At 61.5% G+C, this 21,469-nt stretch carries 15 protein-coding genes and 2 riboswitches; of the genes, 8 read left to right on the forward strand and 7 right to left on the reverse strand.

The features are described from left to right. Positions 1 to 71 precede the first annotated feature (71 nt). Positions 72 to 3,782 carry a methionine synthase gene (gene metH / locus AC3WN7_RS08735; RefSeq protein WP_102674058.1) on the reverse strand — a complete coding sequence of 1,237 codons (3,711 nt, stop codon included), beginning with the start codon at positions 3,780 to 3,782 and terminating at the stop codon, positions 72 to 74. Between the two features lie 156 nt (positions 3,783 to 3,938). Here metH and AC3WN7_RS08740 point away from each other — a divergent pair, with 156 nt between their 5' ends. Then, positions 3,939 to 6,236, forward strand: coding sequence for a fatty acid cis/trans isomerase (locus AC3WN7_RS08740; protein ID WP_102674059.1), 2,298 nt, complete (start codon positions 3,939 to 3,941; stop codon positions 6,234 to 6,236). Positions 6,237 to 6,436: 200 nt separating this feature from the next. Then, a complete protein-coding gene (nfuA, locus tag AC3WN7_RS08745; protein ID WP_007912592.1) occupies positions 6,437 to 7,021 on the forward strand; it encodes a Fe-S biogenesis protein NfuA in 585 nt (194 codons plus the stop codon). A 169-nt stretch (positions 7,022 to 7,190) separates the two neighbouring features. On the opposite strand, the gene cobM is transcribed toward nfuA, so the two are convergent. The 4 genes from cobM to AC3WN7_RS08765 all read right to left on the reverse strand — a co-directional run bounded on the left by cobM (position 7,191) and on the right by AC3WN7_RS08765 (position 9,342). Continuing rightward, complete coding sequence (cobM, locus tag AC3WN7_RS08750; protein ID WP_102674060.1) at positions 7,191 to 7,937, reverse strand: precorrin-4 C(11)-methyltransferase; 747 nt, start codon at positions 7,935 to 7,937, stop codon at positions 7,191 to 7,193. An 84-nt stretch (positions 7,938 to 8,021) separates the two neighbouring features. Next, a complete protein-coding gene (locus tag AC3WN7_RS08755) occupies positions 8,022 to 8,435 on the reverse strand; it encodes a cobalamin biosynthesis protein (protein ID WP_095966802.1) in 414 nt (137 codons plus the stop codon). Further along, positions 8,432 to 9,139: a CbtA family protein gene (locus AC3WN7_RS08760; protein WP_007974649.1), complete on the reverse strand. Its 708-nt coding sequence runs from the start codon at positions 9,137 to 9,139 to the stop codon at positions 8,432 to 8,434. Before AC3WN7_RS08760 ends, AC3WN7_RS08755 begins: the two co-directional genes overlap by 4 nt. Before the next feature lie 11 nt (positions 9,140 to 9,150). Continuing rightward, positions 9,151 to 9,342, reverse strand: a complete 192-nt coding sequence (locus tag AC3WN7_RS08765) for a CbtB domain-containing protein (RefSeq protein WP_007974650.1) — start codon at positions 9,340 to 9,342, stop codon at positions 9,151 to 9,153. Between the two features lie 122 nt (positions 9,343 to 9,464). Further along, a riboswitch (cobalamin riboswitch) is annotated at positions 9,465 to 9,690 on the reverse strand. 210 nt (positions 9,691 to 9,900) lie between these two features. Next, positions 9,901 to 10,113: riboswitch (cobalamin riboswitch) on the forward strand. Between the two features lie 102 nt (positions 10,114 to 10,215). Here AC3WN7_RS08765 and cobW point away from each other — a divergent pair. The 4 genes from cobW to AC3WN7_RS08785 all read left to right on the forward strand — a co-directional run bounded on the left by cobW (position 10,216) and on the right by AC3WN7_RS08785 (position 16,961). After that, positions 10,216 to 11,286 (forward strand): cobalamin biosynthesis protein CobW, encoded by a 1,071-nt coding sequence (gene cobW / locus AC3WN7_RS08770; RefSeq protein ID WP_095966800.1) that lies wholly within the window; start codon positions 10,216 to 10,218, stop codon positions 11,284 to 11,286. Between the two features lie 3 nt (positions 11,287 to 11,289). Then, the gene (cobN, locus tag AC3WN7_RS08775; protein WP_102674061.1) at positions 11,290 to 15,138 is read left to right on the forward strand and encodes a cobaltochelatase subunit CobN; all 3,849 of its coding nucleotides are present in this window, start codon (positions 11,290 to 11,292) and stop codon (positions 15,136 to 15,138) included. 150 nt (positions 15,139 to 15,288) lie between these two features. Continuing rightward, positions 15,289 to 16,296 carry a magnesium chelatase ATPase subunit I gene (locus AC3WN7_RS08780; RefSeq protein WP_102674062.1) on the forward strand — a complete coding sequence of 336 codons (1,008 nt, stop codon included), beginning with the start codon at positions 15,289 to 15,291 and terminating at the stop codon, positions 16,294 to 16,296. 119 nt (positions 16,297 to 16,415) lie between these two features. Beyond that, on the forward strand, positions 16,416 to 16,961 hold the full coding sequence (locus AC3WN7_RS08785) for a vWA domain-containing protein (RefSeq protein ID WP_173862069.1): 546 nt from the start codon (positions 16,416 to 16,418) through the stop codon (positions 16,959 to 16,961). A gap of 122 nt (positions 16,962 to 17,083) precedes the next feature. Here AC3WN7_RS08785 and AC3WN7_RS08790 read toward each other — a convergent pair whose 3' ends face one another. Continuing rightward, positions 17,084 to 18,307 (reverse strand): NADH:flavin oxidoreductase/NADH oxidase family protein, encoded by a 1,224-nt coding sequence (locus AC3WN7_RS08790; protein ID WP_102674064.1) that lies wholly within the window; start codon positions 18,305 to 18,307, stop codon positions 17,084 to 17,086. Positions 18,308 to 18,616: 309 nt separating this feature from the next. Then, positions 18,617 to 19,348 (reverse strand): hypothetical protein, encoded by a 732-nt coding sequence (locus AC3WN7_RS08795; RefSeq protein ID WP_095966795.1) that lies wholly within the window; start codon positions 19,346 to 19,348, stop codon positions 18,617 to 18,619. Positions 19,349 to 19,650: 302 nt separating this feature from the next. Here AC3WN7_RS08795 and AC3WN7_RS08800 point away from each other — a divergent pair, with 302 nt between their 5' ends. Together AC3WN7_RS08800 and AC3WN7_RS08805 are read left to right on the forward strand one after the other, a co-directional pair. Further along, complete coding sequence (locus AC3WN7_RS08800) at positions 19,651 to 20,040, forward strand: RidA family protein (protein ID WP_015094895.1); 390 nt, start codon at positions 19,651 to 19,653, stop codon at positions 20,038 to 20,040. 164 nt (positions 20,041 to 20,204) lie between these two features. Then, a complete protein-coding gene (locus tag AC3WN7_RS08805) occupies positions 20,205 to 21,422 on the forward strand; it encodes an amino acid deaminase (RefSeq protein WP_102674065.1) in 1,218 nt (405 codons plus the stop codon). The last annotated feature ends 47 nt before the right edge of the window (positions 21,423 to 21,469 follow it).

The raw sequence follows: 21,469 nt of genomic DNA on the forward strand, positions 1-21,469 counted from the left end.
TCCGCCATCGCGAGCAAGCTCGCTCCCACAGAGGTATGTGTTGGCCACAATATCGTGGCCAATAGAGCCGTTTAGTTGTCGTAACCCAGGTTCGGCGCCAGCCAGCGTTCGGTCACGCTCAACTCCTGGCCTTTGCGCGAGGTGTAGCTCTGCACCTGGTCCTTGTCGACCTTGCCTACGGCAAAGTACTGCGCCTGCGGGTGAGCGAAGTACCAGCCGCTGACTGCTGCTGCCGGGAACATGGCGTAGTGTTCGGTGAGGAACACGCCGCTGCGGCCGGCGCGCATTTCCTGAGCTTGCGGATCGAGCAGGGCGAACAACTGGGCTTTTTCGGTGTGATCCGGGCAGGCCGGATAACCCGGTGCCGGACGGATGCCGGTGTATTGCTCCTTGATCAGTGCTTCGTTATCGAGCACTTCATCCTTGGCGTAGCCCCAATAGTCTTTACGCACCTGCTGGTGCAGCCACTCGGCGCACGCCTCGGCCAGGCGGTCGGCCAGGGCCTTGACCATGATCGAGTTGTAGTCGTCGCCAGCGTCCTGGTAGGCCTTGGCCACTTCTTCGGCGCCGATGCCGGCGGTGGTGATGAAACCACCCACGTAGTCGGTCACTTCACTGTCCTTGGGCGCGACGAAGTCGGCCAGGGAGAAGTTTGGCTTGCCGTCGGTCTTGATGATTTGCTGGCGCAAGTGGTGCAGCTTGGCCATTGGCTTGCCGTCATCGCCATAAAGTTCGATGTCGTCGTCATGCACCTGGTTGGCCGGCCAGAAACCGAACACCGCGCGGGCGCTGATCAGCTTCTCGTCGATCAGTTTGGTGAGCATTTCCCGGGCATCCTTGTACAGCGAGGTGGCGGCTTCACCGACCACTTCGTCCTGGAGGATGCGCGGGAACTTGCCGGCCAGATCCCAGGAGATAAAGAACGGGGTCCAGTCGATGTACTCGGCCAGAACGTTGAGGTCGATGTTGTCCAGCACCCGGGTGCCGGTGAAGGTCGGTTTGACCGGCGTGTAGCTCGCCCAGTCGAACTGTGGTTTCTTGGCGATGGCCGCGCCATAGCTCAGGCGTTCGGTGCGGGCGCTGCGGTTGGCGGTGCGCTCGCGAACTTCGATGTAGTCCTGGCGGGTTTTCTCGACGAAACCGGCCTTGAGTTCCTTGGACAGCAATTGGGTCGCCACGCCCACGGCGCGGGAGGCGTCGGTGACGTAGATCACCGCGTCGTTGCTGTACTTGGGCTCGATCTTCACCGCCGTGTGCGCCTTGGAGGTGGTGGCGCCCCCGATCATCAACGGCAGGTGGAAGTCCTGGCGCTGCATTTCGCGGGCAACATGGACCATCTCATCCAGCGACGGAGTGATCAGGCCGGACAGGCCGATGATGTCGCACTTCTGCTCCCTGGCCACCTGGAGGATTTTCTCCGCCGGGACCATCACGCCGAGGTCGACGATGTCATAGCCGTTGCAACCGAGCACCACGCCGACGATGTTCTTGCCGATGTCGTGCACGTCGCCTTTCACGGTCGCCATGAGGATCTTGCCCTTGGCTTCAGGCTTGTCGCCTTTTTCCAGTTCGATGAACGGGATCAGGTGCGCCACGGCCTGCTTCATCACGCGAGCGGATTTCACCACCTGGGGCAGGAACATTTTGCCGGCGCCGAACAGGTCGCCGACGATGTTCATGCCGGCCATCAGCGGGCCTTCGATCACCTCGATCGGGCGAGCGAAGGACAGGCGCGATTCTTCGGTGTCTTCGACGATGTGGGTGGTAATGCCTTTGACCAGCGCATGTTCCAGGCGCTTGTTGACGTCCCAGTTGCGCCACTCTTCGGTCTCGGCTTCCTTGACGCTGCCGTCGCCCTTGTACTTGTCGGCGATGGCGAGGAGGGCGTCGGTGCCTTCCGGGGTGCGGTTGAGGATCACGTCTTCGACGGCGTCGCGCAGTTCCACCGGGATCTGGTCGTAGATCTCCAGCTGCCCGGCGTTGACGATACCCATGGTCAGCCCGGCGCGAATGGCGTAGAGCAGGAACACCGAGTGGATCGCCTCACGCACCGGGTTGTTGCCACGGAACGAGAACGACACGTTGGACACGCCACCGGAGGTCAGCGCGTACGGCAGCTCGTCGCGGATGTAGGCGCAGGCGTTGATGAAATCGACGGCGTAATTGTTGTGCTCTTCGATACCGGTGGCCACGGCGAAGATGTTCGGGTCGAAGATGATGTCTTCCGGCGGGAAGTCCACTTCGTTGACCAGGATGTCGTAGGAGCGTTTGCAGATTTCCTTCTTGCGCGCTTCGGTGTCGGCCTGGCCGGCCTCGTCGAAGGCCATCACCACCACCGCGGCGCCGTAGCGCTTGCACAGTTTGGCGTGGTGAATGAACTGCTCCACGCCTTCTTTCATGCTGATCGAGTTGACAATGCCCTTGCCCTGGATGCATTTCAGGCCGGCTTCGATCACTTCCCACTTCGAGGAGTCGATCATGATCGGTACGCGGGAGATGTCCGGTTCGCCGGCAATCAGATTGAGGAAGGTCACCATGGCCTTCTTCGAATCGAGCATCCCTTCGTCCATGTTGATGTCGATCACCTGGGCGCCGGCCTCGACCTGCTGCAGGGCGACTTCCAGGGCTTCGGTGTAATTGTCCTCGCGGATCAGCCGGGCGAACTTGGCGGAACCGGTGATGTTGGTGCGCTCGCCGACGTTGACGAACAGCGAGCTGCGATCGATGGTAAAGGGTTCCAGACCCGAAAGGCGGCAAGCCTTGGGAATGTCCGGGATCTGGCGCGGCGCATAGCCGGCCACGGCCTTGGCGATGGCTTCGATGTGGCCCGGCGTGGTGCCGCAGCAGCCGCCGACAATGTTGAGGAAGCCGCTTTGGGCGAACTCTTCGATGACCTTGGCGGTTTGCGACGGCAGTTCGTCGTACTCGCCGAATTCGTTCGGCAGGCCGGCGTTCGGGTGCGCCGAGACGTGGGTGCCTGCCTTGTTCGACAGCTCTTCGAGGTACGGGCGCAACTCGCTGGCGCCGAGGGCGCAGTTCAGGCCAACGGAGATTGGCTTGGCGTGGGCCACGGAGTTCCAGAAGGCTTCGGTGGTCTGGCCCGACAGGGTGCGGCCCGAAGCGTCGGTGATGGTGCCGGAAATCATGATCGGCAGTTCGACGCCCAGTTCTTCGAACACGCCCTGTACGGCGAAGATCGCGGCCTTGGCGTTGAGGGTGTCGAAGATGGTTTCGATCAGGATCAGGTCGGCGCCGCCCTCGATCAGGCCTTTGGTGGATTCGGTGTAGTTTTCCACCAGCTCATCGAAGGTCACGTTGCGGTAGCCGGGGTTGTTCACGTCCGGGGACAACGAGCAGGTGCGACTGGTAGGACCGAGCACGCCGGCGACGAAGCGCGGCTTGTCCGGGGTTTCCAGGGTCTTGGCGTCGGCGACCTTGCGTGCCAGGCGAGCGCCTTCTACGTTTAATTCATACGCCAGGCCCTGCATGCCGTAGTCGGCCAGGGAGATCTGGGTGGCGTTGAAGGTGTTGGTTTCCAGAATGTCGGCGCCAGCGTCGAGGTAGGCTTTCTCGATGCCGCCAATCACGTCCGGGCGAGTCAGTACCAACAGGTCGTTGTTGCCTTTGACATCGCTCGGCCAGTCAGCGAAGCGTTTGCCACGGTAATCCTGCTCTTCGAGCTTGTAGCTCTGGATCATCGTGCCCATACCGCCATCGAGAATCAGGATGCGCTCTTTGAGGGCGTGCTTGAGAGCTTGAAGGCGAACGCTGCGATCGGACATTTGGACTACTCGGTAAGACCATGACGAAGGGCCGGGATGATAGCAAACCTGTGCGCTTTTAGAGCATTACTCGGATTTGCATGAATATCGTTCATGTTGTCAGGGGTGGCAGATCGGTAGAATCGCGGCGTTTTTTCAGGATCCAGGACCAGGGACATGTCTTATCGCTTCGTCATCAGCAGTGTGTTGATGCTTTTAAGCTGGGGCGCTGCGGCGCAAAGTCCGGCGAACTCCTCTGCCATTTCCTACAGTCGAGACATTCAACCGATCTTCACTGAAAAGTGCGTGGCCTGCCACGCCTGCAACGACGCCGCCTGTCAGCTCAACCTGGGTAGCGGCGAAGGGGCGGCACGCGGCGCAACGAAAGTCCCGGTTTACGACGGTGACCGTACTAAAGCGGTGGCGCCGACGCGGTTGTTTCTGGACGCCTCCGGCAAAGCCGCCTGGCAGCAAAAGGGCTTCTTTTCGGTGCTCGATGCCCAGGGCAGCCAGGCCGCCTTGATGGCGCGGATGCTGGAACTGGGCCACAACACCCCTTTGCAACCCAACGCCAGGCTGCCGCAAGACATCGTCCTGGGCCTGAACCGGGAGAACATGTGTGCCAGTCCCGCGCAGTTCGATGGCTACGCCGCTTCGCACCCGAAGGAAGGCATGCCGCTGGCGGTGACCGGCCTGACCGACCAGCAGTACCAGACGCTGCAACTCTGGCTGGCCGCAGGTGCACCTATCGATCAGCAGGCCCTGGCCCCGAGTGCGCAAGAAGCGCAGCAAGTGATCCAGTGGGAAAACCTGCTCAATTCGCCGGGCGCCCGGCAAAGCCTGGTGGGACGCTGGCTGTATGAGCACTGGTTCCTCGCCCATCTTTACTTCAAGGAGGGTGAACCCGGGCATTTCTTCCAGTGGGTGCGTTCGCGCACGCCGACCGGCCAGCCGATTGACCTGATCAATACCCGGCGCCCCAACGATGATCCGGGCACGGAGTTCTACTACCGCCTGTGGCCGGTGCAGGGCGTGATCGTGCACAAGACCCACATCACCTATCCGCTGAGTGCGGCGAAGCTGGCGCGGGTCAAATCCCTGTTCTACAGCGGCAACTGGGAGGTCAATGCACTGCCGGGCTATGGGCCGCAGAGCCGGGCCAACCCCTTTGCCACCTTCGAAGCGATCCCGGCCCAGGCGCGCTATCAGTTCATGCTCGATAACGCCGAGTATTTCGTGCGCACCTTTATCCGTGGGCCAGTGTGTCGTGGGCAGATCGCCACGGACGTGATTCGCGATAACTTCTGGGCGCTGTTCCAGGCACCTGAACACGACCTCTACATCACTGACCCGAACTATCGCGGGCAAGCCACGCCCTTGCTGGCGATGCCGGGGCAGAATGATGATGTCGGCAGCGTCCTGACCCTGTGGCACGACTACCGCGACAAACGCAACGAATACGAGGCCTTGCGCCGCGACAGTTACGCCGACGAGCCCGCACCGAGCTGGTCGACCCTGTGGGCCGGAAACGACAACGCACTGCTGAGCATCTTTCGCCACTTCGATAGCGCCTCGGTGACCAAAGGCCTGATCGGCGAAGTGCCGCAGACGATGTGGCTGTTCGACTATCCGCTGCTGGAACGCACCTACTATCAACTGGCAGTCAATTTCGATGTGTTCGGCAACGTGTCCCATCAGGCCCAGACGCGCCTGTATTTCGACCTGATCCGTAACGGTGCCGAGCAGAACTTCCTGCGTCTGATGCCCGCCGATTCGCGGGAGGGCTACCTCGACGACTGGTATCAGAACAGTGGCAAATTCAAAATGTGGCTGGACTACGAGTCCATCGACGATGACAAACCGACGGCGCTGAAGCTTGATCCGCAGGATCCCAAGCGCGATTTCGCCATGCAATTGCTGACCCGTTATGGCGACCTCAATGCCAGGCCCGACCCGATCAACCGCTGTGATGGCGCCTACTGTTCGCGGCCGAACATTGATCCTGGCCTGCAAAATGCCGAGCAGGTGTTGAGCCGCCTGACTTCGCGTCCGGCGGCGGGGTTGAAAGTGATTGATCAACTGCCGGAAGCGACCATGCTGCGCATCGAAACCGGCAGCGGCAAGCGTGAGGTCTACAGCCTGCTGCGCAACCGGGCCCACAGCAACGTGGCGTTCCTGCTCGGCGAATCGCTGCGCTATCAGCCGGGGCTCGATACCCTGACGATTTTCCCGGGCGTTCTCAGCAGCTACCCGAACTTCATGTTCAACGTTCCGGCCGGGCAAGTGCCGGCGTTTGTGGATGCGATGGAGAACGCCAAGGATAGCGACAGCTTTGAGAAAATCGTCGAACGTTGGGGAATACGCCGTAGTCATCCGCAATTCTGGTTCTATTTCCATGACCTGAGCCGCTACATCCAGGAGACCGATCCGGTGGAAGAGGGCGTGCTGGACATGAATCGCTTCGAGAACCTCTGACCAGGCGCAGACCCCCTGTGGGAGCGGGCTTGCTCGCGAAAGCTGTGTGTCAGTCGCAGTTGATTCGCCTGACACGACGCCTTCGTCGGAACGCCGCCCGGAGCAAGCCCGCTCCCACAATTCTTTCCCGACAAAAATACTGGGACTTTGTCCGGCGCGCCGATTGGCGTAAACTGCGCCCAAGCCTGCGAGGAGTTTCCATGACCGCTATTACCATTACCGACGCCGCCCACGATTATCTGGCTGATCTGCTCTCCAAGCAGAACACCCCGGGCATCGGCATCCGCGTCTTCATCACCCAGCCTGGCACCCAGTACGCCGAAACCTGCATTGCCTACTGCAAGCCGGGCGAAGAAAAACCCGAAGACACCGCGCTGGGGCTGAAAAGCTTCACCGCCTACATCGACCATTTCAGCGAAGCCTTCCTGGACGATGCCGTTGTCGACTACGCCACCGACCGCATGGGCGGCCAACTGACCATCAAGGCGCCAAACGCCAAAGTACCGATGGTCAACGCCGACAGCCCGGTCAACGAGCGCATCAACTACTACCTGCAAACCGAGATCAATCCGGGGCTGGCCAGCCACGGCGGTCAGGTCAGCCTGATCGACGTAGTCGAAGACGGCATCGCCGTCCTGCAGTTCGGCGGTGGTTGCCAGGGCTGCGGCCAGGCCGACGTGACGCTCAAGGAAGGCATCGAGCGCACCCTGCTCGAGCGTATTCCCGAGCTCAAGGGCGTTCGCGACGTGACCGACCACACGCAGAAAGAAAACGCCTACTACTAAGGTGTTCGCTGCGAAATAAAAAAACGGCGCTGTGGCGAGGGAGCTTGCTCCCGCTTGATGGCATAGCCATCACAAAATCAGTCGATGCATTTTCCCGTGATGAATGCATTGGCTGATGTTGGGACCGCTACGCGGTCCAGCGGGAGCAAGCTCCCTCGCCACAAGTGCTTCAGGGTCTGTAGAGATGCGCATGCCCCGCGCGATACAGCGACGATTCGCTGAAGTGATCACTGCCCAGCACCCGTCCCACCAGAATCAATGCCGTGCGCCGAAACCCTTTGGCGGCAACCTTTTCGGCAATGTCCTCAAGCGTTCCCGTCACCCAGTCCTGATCTGGCCAGCTCGCGCGGTGAACCACCGCAATCGGGCAATCGGCGCCGTAATGCGGCAGCAGTTCCTCAACGATCTTCTCCAGGTGATTGACTCCCAAATGAATCGCCATGGTCGCGCCGTGCTGCGCCAGGCTGGCGAATTCCTCTCCGGGTGGCATGGCGGTCTTGTCGGCGTAGCGAGTCAGGATCACGCTCTGTGAAACGTCCGGCAGCGTCAGTTCTGCACCCAGAAGCGCTGCACACGCGGCAGTGGCCGTCACGCCCGGGACGATTTCGAAGCCAATGCCCAACTCACGCAGATAACGAATCTGTTCGCCAATGGCGCCATACAGGCTCGGGTCGCCGGAGTGTACCCGGGCCACGTCCTGGCCCTTGGCGTGGGCGGCCTTGAACAGGTCGATGATCTGTTCAAGGTGCAGTTCGGCGCTGTTGACTACCTGCTCCGCACAATGACCTTCCAGTACCGCGGCTGGCACCAGCGAGCCGGCATAAATGATCACCGGGCAACTGCGAATCAGCCGCTGGCCCTTGACGGTAATCAGTTCGGGGTCGCCGGGACCTGCGCCAATGAAGTAGACGGTCATCGTCGGTTCCTGTGGGAATAAAAAGGGCTGAACAGGGCTTCAGATGAAGAATGTTCATGATCGAGGCGGGGATTATCGGGGATTTTATGCCGCGCCAGCCAATGCCAGGGTTGCCTGGGCATATTTTTGTCGGGGAATCAGCAGTTTTGCCGGGGCCTGGGCCAGTTGTTCGGCCAGGGCCAGTGCGGCGCTTTCCGCCACGCCGTAGCAACCGGTGCGTTCAAACGCTATTTGCGATTGATGGCTGAGTTGCGGCTCATAGGGGGCCAGTTGTTCGCTGCTGAAGTACAGCAATTCCAGGCCAAGCTGCTGAGCCAGTTCGATCAGTGCAGGTTCGTCGCGTTTCGAATCGATGCTGGCCAGGGCCTTGATTTCATGGCGCGCAATCTGGTGCGCCTCCAGTGCCTGGTCGAGCAGCGCCAGCAAGGTGCTGACGGGGCAGCCCTTTTGGCAGCCCAGGCCGACCACCAGGGTCGGCGCGGTGCTGACGTCCGTCATGCGTGGTATTGGCCATCGCTTTTGCGACGGAACAACCAGGCGCTGATCAGGCCCAGGGCCAGCCAGAACGCCACGTTGGTCAGTTGCGAAGCGATTTTGAATTGGGTTTCCAGCGCCTCCGGAGCGAGCATCGAATGCACTTGCGGTTGTGGTGCGCCAATCACATGGGGAACGGCAAGGATTGCCGCACCGAGAACTTTCATCAGCCAGTGACGGCTGAACACGATCAGCGCGATACCGACGGCGGTAGAGGCGGCGGTACCGATCCACCACAGTTGCCGTTGTGCCAGATCGGCGGCGGCCGTGCCTGGCAGTTCAGGTGGCAGGCCGAGGGTTGGCGCGAGCACGAAGGTCGCATAGCCGGCCAGGCCCCAGAGCAGGCCCTGGGAAGTTTTGGTCGGCGCACGCAAGGTGTACAGGCCGGCCAGCATCAGGGCGAAACCGACGGCCACCACCAGGTTGCCGCCAGTGGTCGACAGCACGCGCTGCCAGCCGTCTTCCGGCTCCCAGGCTTCGGCGTCGTGGGTATGGGCAGCCATCGCGCCATCGGCGTGTTCATGCATTTCAACGGCAGCCGGTTCGGCTTTTTCGTAGGTTTCGGCCTGCAGAATCAGGGGCGCGACCCAGAAACTTTGCAGCAGGGTCAGCAACAGGGCGGCCAGCAGCCCGGTGAAACCTGCGGTTTGCGCAATACGCTTGATCATGTCAGCAGGTCTCAATGGCACGGGAACGCGGAGCTGTGACGGGTATCGTGGGCGGCATTGTGCACCGCTTCGATGTGCGAGAAACCGGCGAAATACACAAGGCACGCGCCCAGGATCGACGCGCAGACGGCGGCGGTCAGACGTTGAGTCAGGGTAGAAGTGGTGCTGGCTGTAGTGTGGCCGGTGCTGCTGATGATCGACATGGCGTTTCCCTCTGGTCTGTCAGCGGGGAATCAAGAGCGCATGCAAAACCCTGCACGACCAGGCGCGCAGGGTTTCAAACAGCGCCCGCCCACCGCGGGTTTGTTGTTTCAGTGATCGTTATGGTCACTTTATGTTGCGGGCCGGTCTCCGGGCTCACGAGGGGCAAAGGCCTGGGCCTGAACCTGAAAACATCACCTTCCCATGCCGTAATGGCACAGTGGATCTGATGCTTCGCTCGCTTACCGTTGCGGGGGCAGCACCGGACTGACATGGCTTTAGAGTAAAGCACATGATTCACCGGTTTCCCGTTTCACCCTGTGAAGGGCACCCGTAACAAGATGCGTAGGAGAGCATGGGCGAGGGTTGGGCGTCAATTGGCAAGGGTTCTCAACTGGAAACCGAGTCGCTTTCTTCGCGAGCAAGCCCGCTCCCACACTTGACCCTTTTCCTCTGAAAGAACCCGATCAAATGTGGGAGCGGCGGTGCGGCGATCCGACTTGCTCGCGAAGGGCACACCGCAGAAGTCACGTGAACATTGACCCGCCCCAATACCATGCGTAGCCTTGCGCTTTCGAGGTTCTTCGGCGTTTGTCGAAGCTAAGAAGGGAACGCGGTCAATGCCGCGGCTGCCCCCGCAACTGTGAACGGTGATGTTCGTTGCCACGCCACTGCAGGCTCAATCCATGAGGCCGGCGGGAAGGCGCAGCGAATGCCAGGCCCAAGGCCGGCACGCCGTCAGCCAGGAGACCTGCCTCGACACAGATTCTCAAATTCAACCGGGCGGGGTGATCCGGTGGCGAACTCTTCAGGCACGCGCATCTGCGTTGCCGGTCGTCGTCCCGTATGCCCGCCACCTAGCCATAGGGCATCCGATGAAAACACTGGCCAAACTTCCCGTCACCATCGTCACCGGCTTCCTCGGCTCGGGTAAAACCACGCTGCTGCGGCACATGCTCGACAACGCCCAGGGTCGCCGCATCGCGGTAATCGTCAACGAATTTGGCGAGCTGGGCATCGACGGCGAAATCCTCAAGCAGTGCTCCATCGGTTGCACCGAAGAAGAAGCCAGCGGCCGTGTGTATGAACTGGCCAACGGCTGCCTGTGCTGCACCGTCCAGGAAGAATTTTTCCCGGTGATGCGCGAACTGGTGGCTCGTCGCGGCGATCTCGACCACATCCTCATCGAAACGTCGGGCCTGGCCCTGCCAAAACCGCTGGTCCAGGCTTTCCAGTGGCCGGAAATCCGCAGTGCCTGCACCGTTGACGCGGTGATCACCGTGGTCGACAGCCCGGCCGTGGCCGCCGGTACCTTTGCCGCCTTCCCGGACCAGGTCGATGCCCAGCGCAAACTCGACCCGAACCTGGACCACGAATCGCCATTGCACGAGCTGTTTGCCGACCAACTGGCCAGCGCCGACCTGGTGATTCTCAACAAATCCGACCTGATCAACCCGGCCGACCTGGCCCGCGTGCGCCTGGAAGTCGCCGAAGAGTTGCCGCCAGCGGTGAAAATCATCGAAGCCAGCAGCGGTCGCCTGCCGCTGGACGTGCTGATTGGCCTGGGTGCCGGCTCCGAAGAACACATCGACAGCCGCCACAGTCACCACGACCATCATCACGATGGCGACGATGATCATGACGACCACGATCACGACGCCTTCGATTCGATCTCCATCGAACTGCCGCAAGCCGACGAAAGCCTGCTGATGGACGCGCTGACGCAACTGGTGGTCCAGCACGGCATCCTGCGCGTCAAAGGTTTCGCCGCCGTCCCGAACAAACCGATGCGCCTGCTGATCCAGGGCGTGGGCACGCGTTTCGACAAGCACTTCGACCGCCAGTGGGGGGCCGAAGAGGCGCGCATCACCCGTCTGGTGCTGATCGGCCAGGAACTGGACGCCGCCGTACTTGAAGCGCAATTGCGCGCTGCGCTCAGCGTGTAACCCATGCACCTGCTCAGGACCCAGCCCGGCGGTTTCGTGTCGGATGACAACATCGCCGACCTTGGACAAACCCCCGCCGAGCTGGTGGTCCTGTGCAGCGGCGACTCCAGCCTGGCGCTGCTCGCCGAGGCGGCGCAGCAGTTGCCCGAGGATTACCCGAGCGTGCGCCTGGCCAACCCGATGCAGGTGCAGAACCATGCCTCGGTCGATTTGTACGTCGATGAAGTGCTGCGTCACGCCAGGGTGATCCTGATTTCGCTGCACGGCGGCATCGCCTATTGGCGTTACGGCATCGAGCGTCTGGTCGAACTGTCCCAGCGCGGCGTGCAGGTGATTCTGGTGCCGGGCGATGACCGCCCGGACCCGGAGCTCAGTGACCTGAGCACCGTCGGCGCCTTGGACCGCGACCGGCTCTGGCAGTTTCTGCGTCAAGGTGGCATGGGCAACGCCCTGGATTTCTTCCGCTGCCTGGCCAACCGTTGGCTGGCACGCGATTACACCTGGGGTGAGCCGCAAACCCTGCCGCGCACGGCGATTTACCACCCGCACAAACATTCTGCCGCACTGAGCGACTGGCAGGCCGACTGGCACGCCGATCAACCGGTGGCGGCGGTGCTGTTTTACCGTTCGCATTTGCAGGCGGCGAACACCGCTTTCATCGATGTTTTCTGCCAACGCTTGCAGGCAGCGGGGTTGAATCCGGTGCCGATTGCGCTGGCCAGTTTGAAAGAGCCCGGCTGCCTGGGCGCGGTCGAGGATTGGCTGGATGAAGCCGGCGTCTCGGTGATCCTGAACACTACGGGTTTCGCCCAGTCCAGCCCCGAAGCGCCGCATCTGCGGCCGTTCCGTCGCAATATTCCAGTGATCCAGGCGATTTGTGCCCAGGACAACGAACCGGGTTGGCGCGCCAGTGAACAGGGGCTTGGCCCGCGTGATCTGGCGATGCACATTGCCTTGCCGGAGCTGGACGGGCGCATCATCAGCCGTCCGATCAGCTTCAAGGACCTGGCGTGGCGCAGTGAGCGCAGCCAGTCGGATGTGGTCTGCTACCGGCCGCAACCGGAGCGCATGGACTTCGTTGCCGAACTGGCGCGACGCTGGGTCGAACTGGCGCGGGTGCCAAACGCCGAAAAACGCATCGCCTTGATTCTCGCCAATTACCCGACTCGCGACGGGCGCATTGGCAATGGCGTCGGCCTCGACACTCCGGCCGCCGCACTGAATATCCTGCGGGCGCTGCATGCCGAAGGTTATCCGTTGCCGGCCGAATTGCCGGACAGTGGCACCGCGCTGATCCAGCAGTTGCTGGGCGGTGTCAGCAACGATCTCGATACCCTCGACCTGCGTCCGTGCCAGCAAAGCCTGGCAATGGACGACTATCTGGCGATGTTCAATGCCCTGCCCGAAGCCAATCGTGCGGCGGTGCTCGAACGTTGGGGCGCGCCGGAAAACGACCCGATGTGCCGCAGCGCACGGATGATGATCGCCGGCCTGCGCTTTGGCCTGACCTTCGTCGGCATTCAACCGGCGCGGGGTTATCAGGTCGATCCGAGCGCGGTGTATCACGACCCGGACCTGGTTCCGCCCCACGGCTACCTGGCGTTTTACTTCTGGCTGCGCCACACCTATGGCGCCCATGGCGTGATCCACGTCGGCAAGCACGGCAATCTCGAATGGCTGCCGGGCAAGGGCGTGGGGCTGTCTGAAAACTGCTGGCCGGATGCGCTGCTCGGGCCGCTGCCGAACATCTATCCGTTCATCGTCAATGACCCGGGCGAGGGTGCCCAGGCCAAGCGGCGCACCCAGGCGGTGATCATCGATCACCTGATGCCACCGCTGACCCGCGCCGAAACCTATGGCCCGCTGCGCAACCTCGAACTGTTGGCCGACGAGTATTACGAAGCGCAGTTGCTCGATCCGCGTCGCGCGCGCGAGTTGCAGCGCGACATCCTGCAACTGGTGCGTGACTCGCACATCGACCGTGAACTGCAACTGGACGAGCAACTCGACAGCGATGCCGACGCAGCGATCTGGTTGCCGCGACTCGACACGTACCTGTGCGATTTGAAAGAGTCGCAGATCCGCGACGGCCTGCATGTGTTCGGCGAATCGCCCACCGGGCGTTTGCGTATCGACACCTTGCTGGCGTTGTTGCGCATTCCACGGGGCGATGGCCGAGGAGCGCAATCGAGTCTGCTGCGGGCGTTGGCCAAGGCGTTTGCGTTGGGGTTTGACCCACTGGATTGTGCGCTGGCCGAGCCATGGACCGGACCGCGTCCCGAGTCTCTTTTGCTTATCAGTGACGAGATTTGGCGCACGGCGGGTGATACCCGCGAGCGCCTGGAACTGTATGCAGCGCAGTTGATTTCGGGCGTGTTGAATGACCCCTGTGGGAGCGGGCTTACTCGCGAATCGGTGGACCATTCAACATTGATGTCGATTGACCCACCGCTTTCGCGAGCAAGCCCGCTCCCACAGGAGGCAGGTTGGGCTGAAGTGAGTGCCATAATCGATAGCCTTCGCGAAGTGGTTGCCCCGCGCCTGGACGCCTGCGGCCCAGCGGAAATGCGCGGTCTGCTCGACGCCCTCAGCGGTCGCTTCGTCCCGGCCGGCCCCAGCGGTGCGCCGAGTCGCGGTCGCCTGGACGTGCTGCCCACCGGGCGTAACTTTTACTCGGTGGATGTGCGCAATTTGCCGACCACCACGGCGTGGCGCATCGGTTTCCAGTCGGCCAACCTGATTCTGGAGCGGCACCTGCAGGACCACGGCGATCATCTGCGCCAGCTCGGCCTCTCGGTGTGGGGCACCGCGACCATGCGCACCGGCGGCGATGACATTGCCCAAGCCATGGCGTTGATGGGTGTGCGCCCGGTCTGGGCCACCGGCAGCCAGCGGGTCGATGATTTCGAGATTCTGCCGTTGAGTCTGCTCGACCGTCCTCGGGTCGACGTGACCTTGCGCGTGTCCGGTTTCTTCCGCGATGCCTTTGCCAATCTGATCCGCCTGTTTGACGCGGCGGTGCAAGCGGTGGCCGACCTGGATGAGCCGGACGACCTCAATCCGTTGGCGGCCAAGGTGCGTGCCGAGCGTGCAGCCTTGTTGCAGGCCGGGCTGGATGAAGACGCTGCGCGACGTCAGGCCGGCTGGCGGATTTTCGGGGCCAAGCCCGGGGCCTACGGCGCAGGCGTGCAGGGCGCCATCGACGGTCGCCTGTGGCAAACCCGCGAGGACCTGGCCGAGGTTTACCTCAACTGGGGCGGCTACGCTTACGGCGGTTCCGACGAAGGCACCGCCGCACGAGAACAGTTCAGCCAGCGCCTGAGCCAGGTGCAGGCGGTGCTGCAAAACCAGGATAACCGCGAGCACGATTTGCTCGACTCCAACGATTACTACCAGTTCCAGGGCGGTATGCTCGCGGCGGTGGAAAGCCTGAAAGGCGAGGCGGCAGCCAGTTATCATGGCGATCACAGTCAGCCGGACCTGCCGAAGATTCGCACCTTGAAGGAAGAGCTGAACCGGGTCATCCGTTCCCGGGCAGCCAATCCGAAGTGGCTCGATGGGGTAAAGCGCCACGGCTACAAAGGTGCGTTTGAAATGGCCGCGACCGTCGATAATCTGTTCGCCTTCGATGCCACCACGCAGTTGATCGACGATCACCAGTACGCGTTGCTGGCCGACGCCTATTTGCTCGACCCTGACACCCGGGATTTTGTCCGTGAACACAATCCCCATGCCTTGCGCGACATGACTGAACGCATGCTCGAGGCGCAACAACGCGGGATGTGGAAAGACCCCGGCGCCTACCGCGAGGCATTGGAGAATCTGTTGCTGGATATAGAAGAAGACAGCTAGTCACCGCAAACCCTGTGGGAGCGGGCTTGCCCGCGAAGAGGTCGTGTCAGTCGCCATATAGGTTGGATGAGACACTGCTTTCGCGAGCAAGCCCGCTCCCACCGGGACTGAGGCGCCTGTGAGATCACCGACCATGACCGAGATAGAACAATGACCGACACCCCGCATTTCCCGCTCTCCGCCGTGGTCGGCGCCGACGATTTGAAGCTGGCCCTGTACCTGACCGCCATCGACCCGAAAATCGGCGGTGTCCTGATCGAAGGCCCGCGCGGCATGGCCAAGTCGACCCTGGCCCGTGGTCTGGCGGACCTGCTGGCCAGCGGGCAGTTCGTCACATTGCCGCTGGGCGCCACCGAAGAGCGCCTGGTCGGCACCCTCGATCTCGACGCGGCGCTGGGGGAAGGTCGCGCCCAGTTCTCGCCCGGCGTGCTGGCCAAGGCTGACGGTGGTGTGCTCTACGTCGACGAGGTCAATCTGTTGCCTGATCACCTCGTTGACCTGCTGCTCGATGTGGCCGCCAGCGGCACCAATCTGGTTGAGCGTGACGGCATTTCCCATCGGCACTCGGCGAAGTTCGTGCTGATTGGCACCATGAATCCCGAAGAGGGTGAACTGCGTCCACAGCTGCTCGACCGTTTCGGCTTGAATGTCGCCCTTGGTGGCCACACAGCGCCGACCGAACGAGGCCAGATCATCCGTCGTCGCCTGGATTTCGACAGCGATCCGCAAGGTTTCTGCGCCGAATGGGAGTCGGTGCAGGCGTCTCTGCGTGAACGTTGCCAGCACGCACGCAACGCCCTGGCGAGCATTCCTCTCGACGACCAGGCGCTGGCCCGGATTACCGAGCGCTGCTTTGCCGCTGGCGTCGATGGTTTGCGCGCCGACCTGGTCTGGCTGCGTGCCGCCCGGGCTCACGCCGCCTGGCGCGGGGCGAACGCTATTGCCGAAGAAGATATCGACGCCGTTGCCGAGTTCGCCTTGCGCCATCGTCGTCGCGAGCATTCGCCGCCGGCACCTGCGCAATCTCAAACTGCGAAACAAACCGCGCCGCAGAACGACAATCCGGGTGAAGGGCAGGGCCAGTGGGGCGAATTGCCTGCCCAGGCGCTGGCGACCGGCGCCCGACGTGAAGTGCCGAGCTGGCCAAAAAAGCCCTAGGCATTCGCCCTCGCTGCGACGCGGGGGCGAATGCCAGACCCCGAGCCGGGCGACTGGACCATGGCAAACAGGGCAAGCGTCACGCAGCCCGCAGCGGCTCGGTCAACTGGCCCGGCACCTTGCTCAATGGCCGGCCGCGTCAGCGCGACGATCTGATGTTCCAACTGCGCACGCGTTCGCCCCATGAACTGTGGCTGGTGATAGTCGACGCCTCCGCATCGACCCGCCGTCATCAGGCATTGAGCGATGCCAAGGGCTTGCTGGCGCAGTTGTTCGACGATGCCTATCGCCAGCGCGCACGTCTGGCGTTGCTCACGGCCAGCGGTGCTGCTCCCAAGTGGCAGGTGCAGGGATTGAAGGCTTCCACGGGGCTGCGCCATTGGCTCGACGGCCTGGGTGCCGGCGGTGGCACGCCGCTGCTGGCGGCATTGAGCGAAGCAGGGCGGTGGCTTGCAGCAAGGCAAAAGCGTTTTCCGTCGGAGCAGCAGCGGTTGTTGCTGCTGACCGATGGCCGGCTGAAGGACTGGTCGCTGCTGCCGACGCTTGCGTGTCCGGGGCTGTTGATCGACATCGAACGCGGGCCGATCCGGCTTGGGCGTAGCCGGGTGTTGGCGGCGCAGTTGCAGGCTGAGTATCGGCATATTGACGAGTTGCTGCCTGGTTGAATTCTCCTTTGCCCAGGCTGGCCTCTTCGCGAGCAAGCCCGCTCCCACAGGGTGGAACGCATTCCAAATGTGGGAGCGGGCTTGCTCGCGAAGGCGGTGGATCAGTCAATATCAATTGTGGATTACTTACCCATCGCCTGCCGGTACTGCCGGGTACGCTTGCCTATGTACAACCGGTCGACAATCAACGCCCATAGCGCCGAAACCTCAGGCCGGGTTTTGCGCCCACGGCTCAAGCGATGCAGCTGGAACTTCACCACCGCCATGCTCGCCAGCGCCGCCAGGGGTTTGCGCTTCCAGCGAATCGGCGGCAGTTGTGGGTGGCTGTTCTTGCCCTCGCGCCAATGCTTGACCAGGTGCGGCTCCACGGCCAGGGCGGTGCCGATGCCGGCCATGGCGATGCCGCTGTCGAGGACCTGTTCGACGATTGCCAGACGCCGGATCCCGCCCGTCACCATCACTGGCATGCGCGCCACGCTGGCCAGTTCGCCGGCCATTTCCAGAAAGTACGCCTCCCGGGCCAGGGTCCGGCCGTCGCGCGCTTCGCCTTGCATGGCCGGTGCTTCGTAACTGCCGCCGGAGAGTTCGAGCAGGTCGATCGCTTGCTCGTTGAGCCACTGGATCACTTGCCGTGCATCATCGGCATCGAAGCCACCGCGCTGGAAATCCGCTGAGTTGAGCTTTACCGACACACAAAATTGCGGCGATACCACCTTGCGAACCGCCTCGACGACGGACAACAGCAGGCGCGCGCGATTCTCCAGCGAACCACCCCAGCGATCAGTGCGTCGATTGGTCAGCGGCGACAGGAACTGGCTGAGCAGGTAGCCATGGGCGGCGTGGATCTGCACACCGGTAAAACCGGCTTTCTCCGCCAGTGCGGCGCTGGTGGCGAAACGTCGGATGACCTCCTGGATGTCGTCCTCGCCCATGGGCTTGGGTTCGGCGAACATCTTCGAGAATTGGCCGAGATCCAGCGCAACCGCCGAAGGCGCCAGTGCTTGCTGGCCGAGGTTGGCCATGGTCTGGCGGCCAGGGTGGTTGAGTTGCATCCAGAAGTGCGCACCGCCGGCCCGGCCGACACTGGCCCACTGGCGGAAGCGCTCCAGATGCCGCTCGTCCTCCAGTGCGACACCACCAGGGCCGGTCATGGCGCGGCGGTCGATCATCACATTGCCGGTCAGCAACAAACCGGCTTCACCTTCGGCCCAGGCTTGATACAGGCGAAGCAGTGCCTGATCGGGTACTTGATCGGTGTTGGCGAGGTTCTCTTCCATCGCGGCTTTGGCAATGCGATTGGCGATGGTCTGGCCGTTGGGCAAATTCAAGATTCGGAAGGGTGACATGCTTGACTCCTCATACTGATGAGTAGAGCCTAAGCTTAAAGTTAACTTTAATGTCAAGCAGGAAAATGAGGCCGCAATGGAAATTGGTGAATTGGCGCAGTTGAGTAGATCAATAGGCAATAGGTGTGTAGCCGATCAAACTCATGCTGGAAAACTCGGCTTTAACCTCAGCCGGCGCCGATTTTTTTCAACACTTCGTCTTCAATGATTTTGTACATCACCGACCTTGCTCCACGCTTGAATTGACTCGATATTTTCCAGAGTTGCCCCAGCTATCCAGATGTCTTTTTTCTTGGAAACCTCGATTTTTCATTCTTGTTTTTTATTGGCAAGAACTGTTTGCGACACGAGGTAGGCAAACGACTCGTTGTTTTTGTTCTCCGCATAAACACGAGATTCATCTCCAGGCTGTAACGGAGCGACGGACATTTGATATGCAATGGTTCTGTCCGGCTTCCAATTGATAAAATTCAACCCCATAAAATTCGGGAGAAGCGTTGCGCCCCCAAAGACGTCTCCCGGGGGAATCAAGAATATTGTGGTGATGGACGTTTTTATCGGGAAGAAAATCGCGCCAGGGTAAGTACCGCACAGTGGAAACCCGGGGGTGCCTTGCCTGCACTTCGCCGGGGGTTCTTGCCCAACGACCAGTTTGGTGGGAGGCGAACTGACACCGTTAACGAAAACCGAGATTGAAATCCCCTTGCCAGGCAGGCTCTGCAGATTTAGCGGGGTCATTGCGAAGTCACCATTGGCGAGGGTGGTGACCTGTTTAAGGATGGTTCCATCGCTGGTTAATGCAGTCACCATGAACGGCCCCGTTGTTCCGGTACCAACGATAGTTCCCGTAATCGATGTGGCGCTTTTTGACAGCGGTGTCGTGACGCAAACTTCCGGACCGTTTTGGCCGATAAATTTTCCGTTGACCAGATATTTGCATTCTTCGGTTACAGAGGTGACAGACGTCTCCTGTTGAACGTTACAGCCTGCTAATCCAACTCCCAGTAAGGCACAGAAACATAATCCCTTTGGCGTCTTCATTTCACATTCCCTTGAATGGGGGGTATGAATCAGATGAGACTCCAGTATTTCTACATGTCTTGCGCAGGTCTACTGTCAGAGTTGACAGTAGTGACAGCCGGCCTGGACGCAGATGCTCGCTAGCACTTGTTTGACGGGAAGATGGCTTTGCCATGACACAGACTCAAAACCATGCACAAAATCCTGCTCAAAACGGCCAGCCCCCCAAGGACCTGTTCGAACGCCCGCAATCGCCACGACTGGCGGAATTTCTCAAAAGCCCCCGTTTTTGATCTTTCAGTTTTCAATCAGGAGAAACACTCATGAGCATTACTCGTTACGGCACCGGCAGTACCGCCGCTGGCGGTCAGCCTCGTCCTTTCGCCCGCGCCGTTGAAGCCGATGGCTGGCTGCACGTTTCCGGGCAGGTGCCGGCGGTGGACGGCGAGATTATTACGGGCGGCATTGTCGAACAGACCCACCAGACCATGAAGAACCTGATCGCGATTCTCGAAGAGGCCGGTTATGCCCTGGAAGATGTGGTGCGTGCTGGCGTGTGGCTGGAGGATCCGCGGGATTTCACCAGTTTCAACAAAGTCTTCGCCGAGTACTTCAAACCCGAGCACGCCCCGGCGCGGGCCTGTGTGCAGGCGAGCATGATGGTCGACTGCAAGGTCGAGATCGACTGCATTGCGTACAAGAAAAAGGCTTGAGGTTTGCGGTGAATTCTTCGCGAGCGAGTCCAATCGTCGCACCGCCGCTCCCACAGATGGAATGCGTTTACCGACGCGTGCTGATCGCAAGCGCCAACAACCTGGCCCGTCGCATCAACGAATAACAGCGGCTACCTGCAGCCGCGTGAACGAGGAGTTCGACCATGTCTTCTGCCCCCCAAACTGCCAACGTGGATAAAGGTGCGGCGCCCATCGGTGCCAGCCTGGTGCGTGATGTCAGCCTGCCTGCGCTGGTACTGCATCGCGAGGCGCTGGAACACAACATCCGCTGGATGCAGGCGTTCGTCAGCGACAGCGGAGCGGAACTGGCGCCCCATGGCAAGACCAGCATGACCCCGGCGTTGTTCCGTCGCCAACTGGATGCCGGTGCCTGGGGCATCACCCTGGCCAGCGCTACGCAAACCCGCGCTGCCTACGCCCATGGCGTGCGCCGTGTCCTGATGGCCAACCAGTTGGTCGGCACGCCGAACATGGCATTGATCGCCGACCTGCTGGCTGACCCGACGTTCGACTTCTATTGCATGGTCGATCACCCGGACAACGTCGCCGACCTCGGTGCCTACTTCGCCTCCCGTGGCGTGCGCCTGAACGTGATGATCGAATACGGCGTGGTCGGCGGGCGTTGCGGTTGCCGCAGCGAACAGCAAGTGCTCGACCTGGCCAAGGCCATCGCCGCGCAACCGGCACTGGCCCTGACCGGGATCGAAGGCTACGAAGGCGTGATCCATGGCGATCACGCCGTGACCGGTATCCGCGATTTCGCCGCGTCGCTGGTGCGTCTGGCGGTGCAGTTGCAGGACAGCGGCGCGTTCGCCATTGCCAAGCCGATCATCACCGCGTCGGGTTCGGCCTGGTATGACCTGATTGCCGAATCCTTCGAAGCACAGAACGCCGCCGGCCGCTTCCTCAGCGTGCTGCGTCCCGGCAGTTACGTGGCTCACGACCATGGCATCTACAAGGAAGCGCAGTGCTGCGTGCTCGACCGTCGCAGCGACCTGCACGAAGGCCTGCGCCCGGCGCTGGAAGTGTGGGCGCACGTGCAGTCGTTGCCGGAGCCAGGGTTTGCAGTGATTGCCCTGGGCAAGCGCGACGTCGCCTACGACGCCGGTTTGCCGGTGCCGTTGCGGCGCTACAAGGCGGGCGTGGTGCCGGCCAGCGGCGATGATGTGAGTGCCTGCAAAGTCACCACGGTCATGGACCAGCATGCGTTCATGACCGTGGCGCCGGGGGTTGATCTGCGGGTCGGCGACATCATTTCGTTCGGCACTTCGCACCCGTGCCTGACGTTCGACAAGTGGCGTGTCGGCTGCCTGGTCGATGAGCAACTGAACGTCATCGAGACCATGGAAACCTGTTTCTAAGATTGAAACCGCGGCGCGGCTTTCGCGAGCAAGCCCGCTCCCACAGT

The sequence above is a fragment of the Pseudomonas sp. FW305-70 genome, assembly GCF_058783925.1.

What these genes read in the sequence shown, in the direction of transcription:
- metH (WP_102674058.1), bottom strand. Translation starts at nt 3,782, where the DNA reads ATGTCCGATCGCAGCGTTCGCCTTCAAGCTCTCAAGCACGCCCTCAAA.
- AC3WN7_RS08740 (WP_102674059.1), top strand. Translation starts at nt 3,939, where the DNA reads ATGTCTTATCGCTTCGTCATCAGCAGTGTGTTGATGCTTTTAAGCTGG.
- nfuA (WP_007912592.1), top strand. Translation starts at nt 6,437, where the DNA reads ATGACCGCTATTACCATTACCGACGCCGCCCACGATTATCTGGCTGAT.
- cobM (WP_102674060.1), bottom strand. Translation starts at nt 7,937, where the DNA reads ATGACCGTCTACTTCATTGGCGCAGGTCCCGGCGACCCCGAACTGATT.
- AC3WN7_RS08755 (WP_095966802.1), bottom strand. Translation starts at nt 8,435, where the DNA reads ATGACGGACGTCAGCACCGCGCCGACCCTGGTGGTCGGCCTGGGCTGC.
- AC3WN7_RS08760 (WP_007974649.1), bottom strand. Translation starts at nt 9,139, where the DNA reads ATGATCAAGCGTATTGCGCAAACCGCAGGTTTCACCGGGCTGCTGGCC.
- AC3WN7_RS08765 (WP_007974650.1), bottom strand. Translation starts at nt 9,342, where the DNA reads ATGTCGATCATCAGCAGCACCGGCCACACTACAGCCAGCACCACTTCT.
- cobW (WP_095966800.1), top strand. Translation starts at nt 10,216, where the DNA reads ATGAAAACACTGGCCAAACTTCCCGTCACCATCGTCACCGGCTTCCTC.
- cobN (WP_102674061.1), top strand. Translation starts at nt 11,290, where the DNA reads ATGCACCTGCTCAGGACCCAGCCCGGCGGTTTCGTGTCGGATGACAAC.
- AC3WN7_RS08780 (WP_102674062.1), top strand. Translation starts at nt 15,289, where the DNA reads ATGACCGACACCCCGCATTTCCCGCTCTCCGCCGTGGTCGGCGCCGAC.
- AC3WN7_RS08790 (WP_102674064.1), bottom strand. Translation starts at nt 18,307, where the DNA reads ATGTCACCCTTCCGAATCTTGAATTTGCCCAACGGCCAGACCATCGCC.
- AC3WN7_RS08795 (WP_095966795.1), bottom strand. Translation starts at nt 19,348, where the DNA reads ATGAAGACGCCAAAGGGATTATGTTTCTGTGCCTTACTGGGAGTTGGA.
- AC3WN7_RS08800 (WP_015094895.1), top strand. Translation starts at nt 19,651, where the DNA reads ATGAGCATTACTCGTTACGGCACCGGCAGTACCGCCGCTGGCGGTCAG.
- AC3WN7_RS08805 (WP_102674065.1), top strand. Translation starts at nt 20,205, where the DNA reads ATGTCTTCTGCCCCCCAAACTGCCAACGTGGATAAAGGTGCGGCGCCC.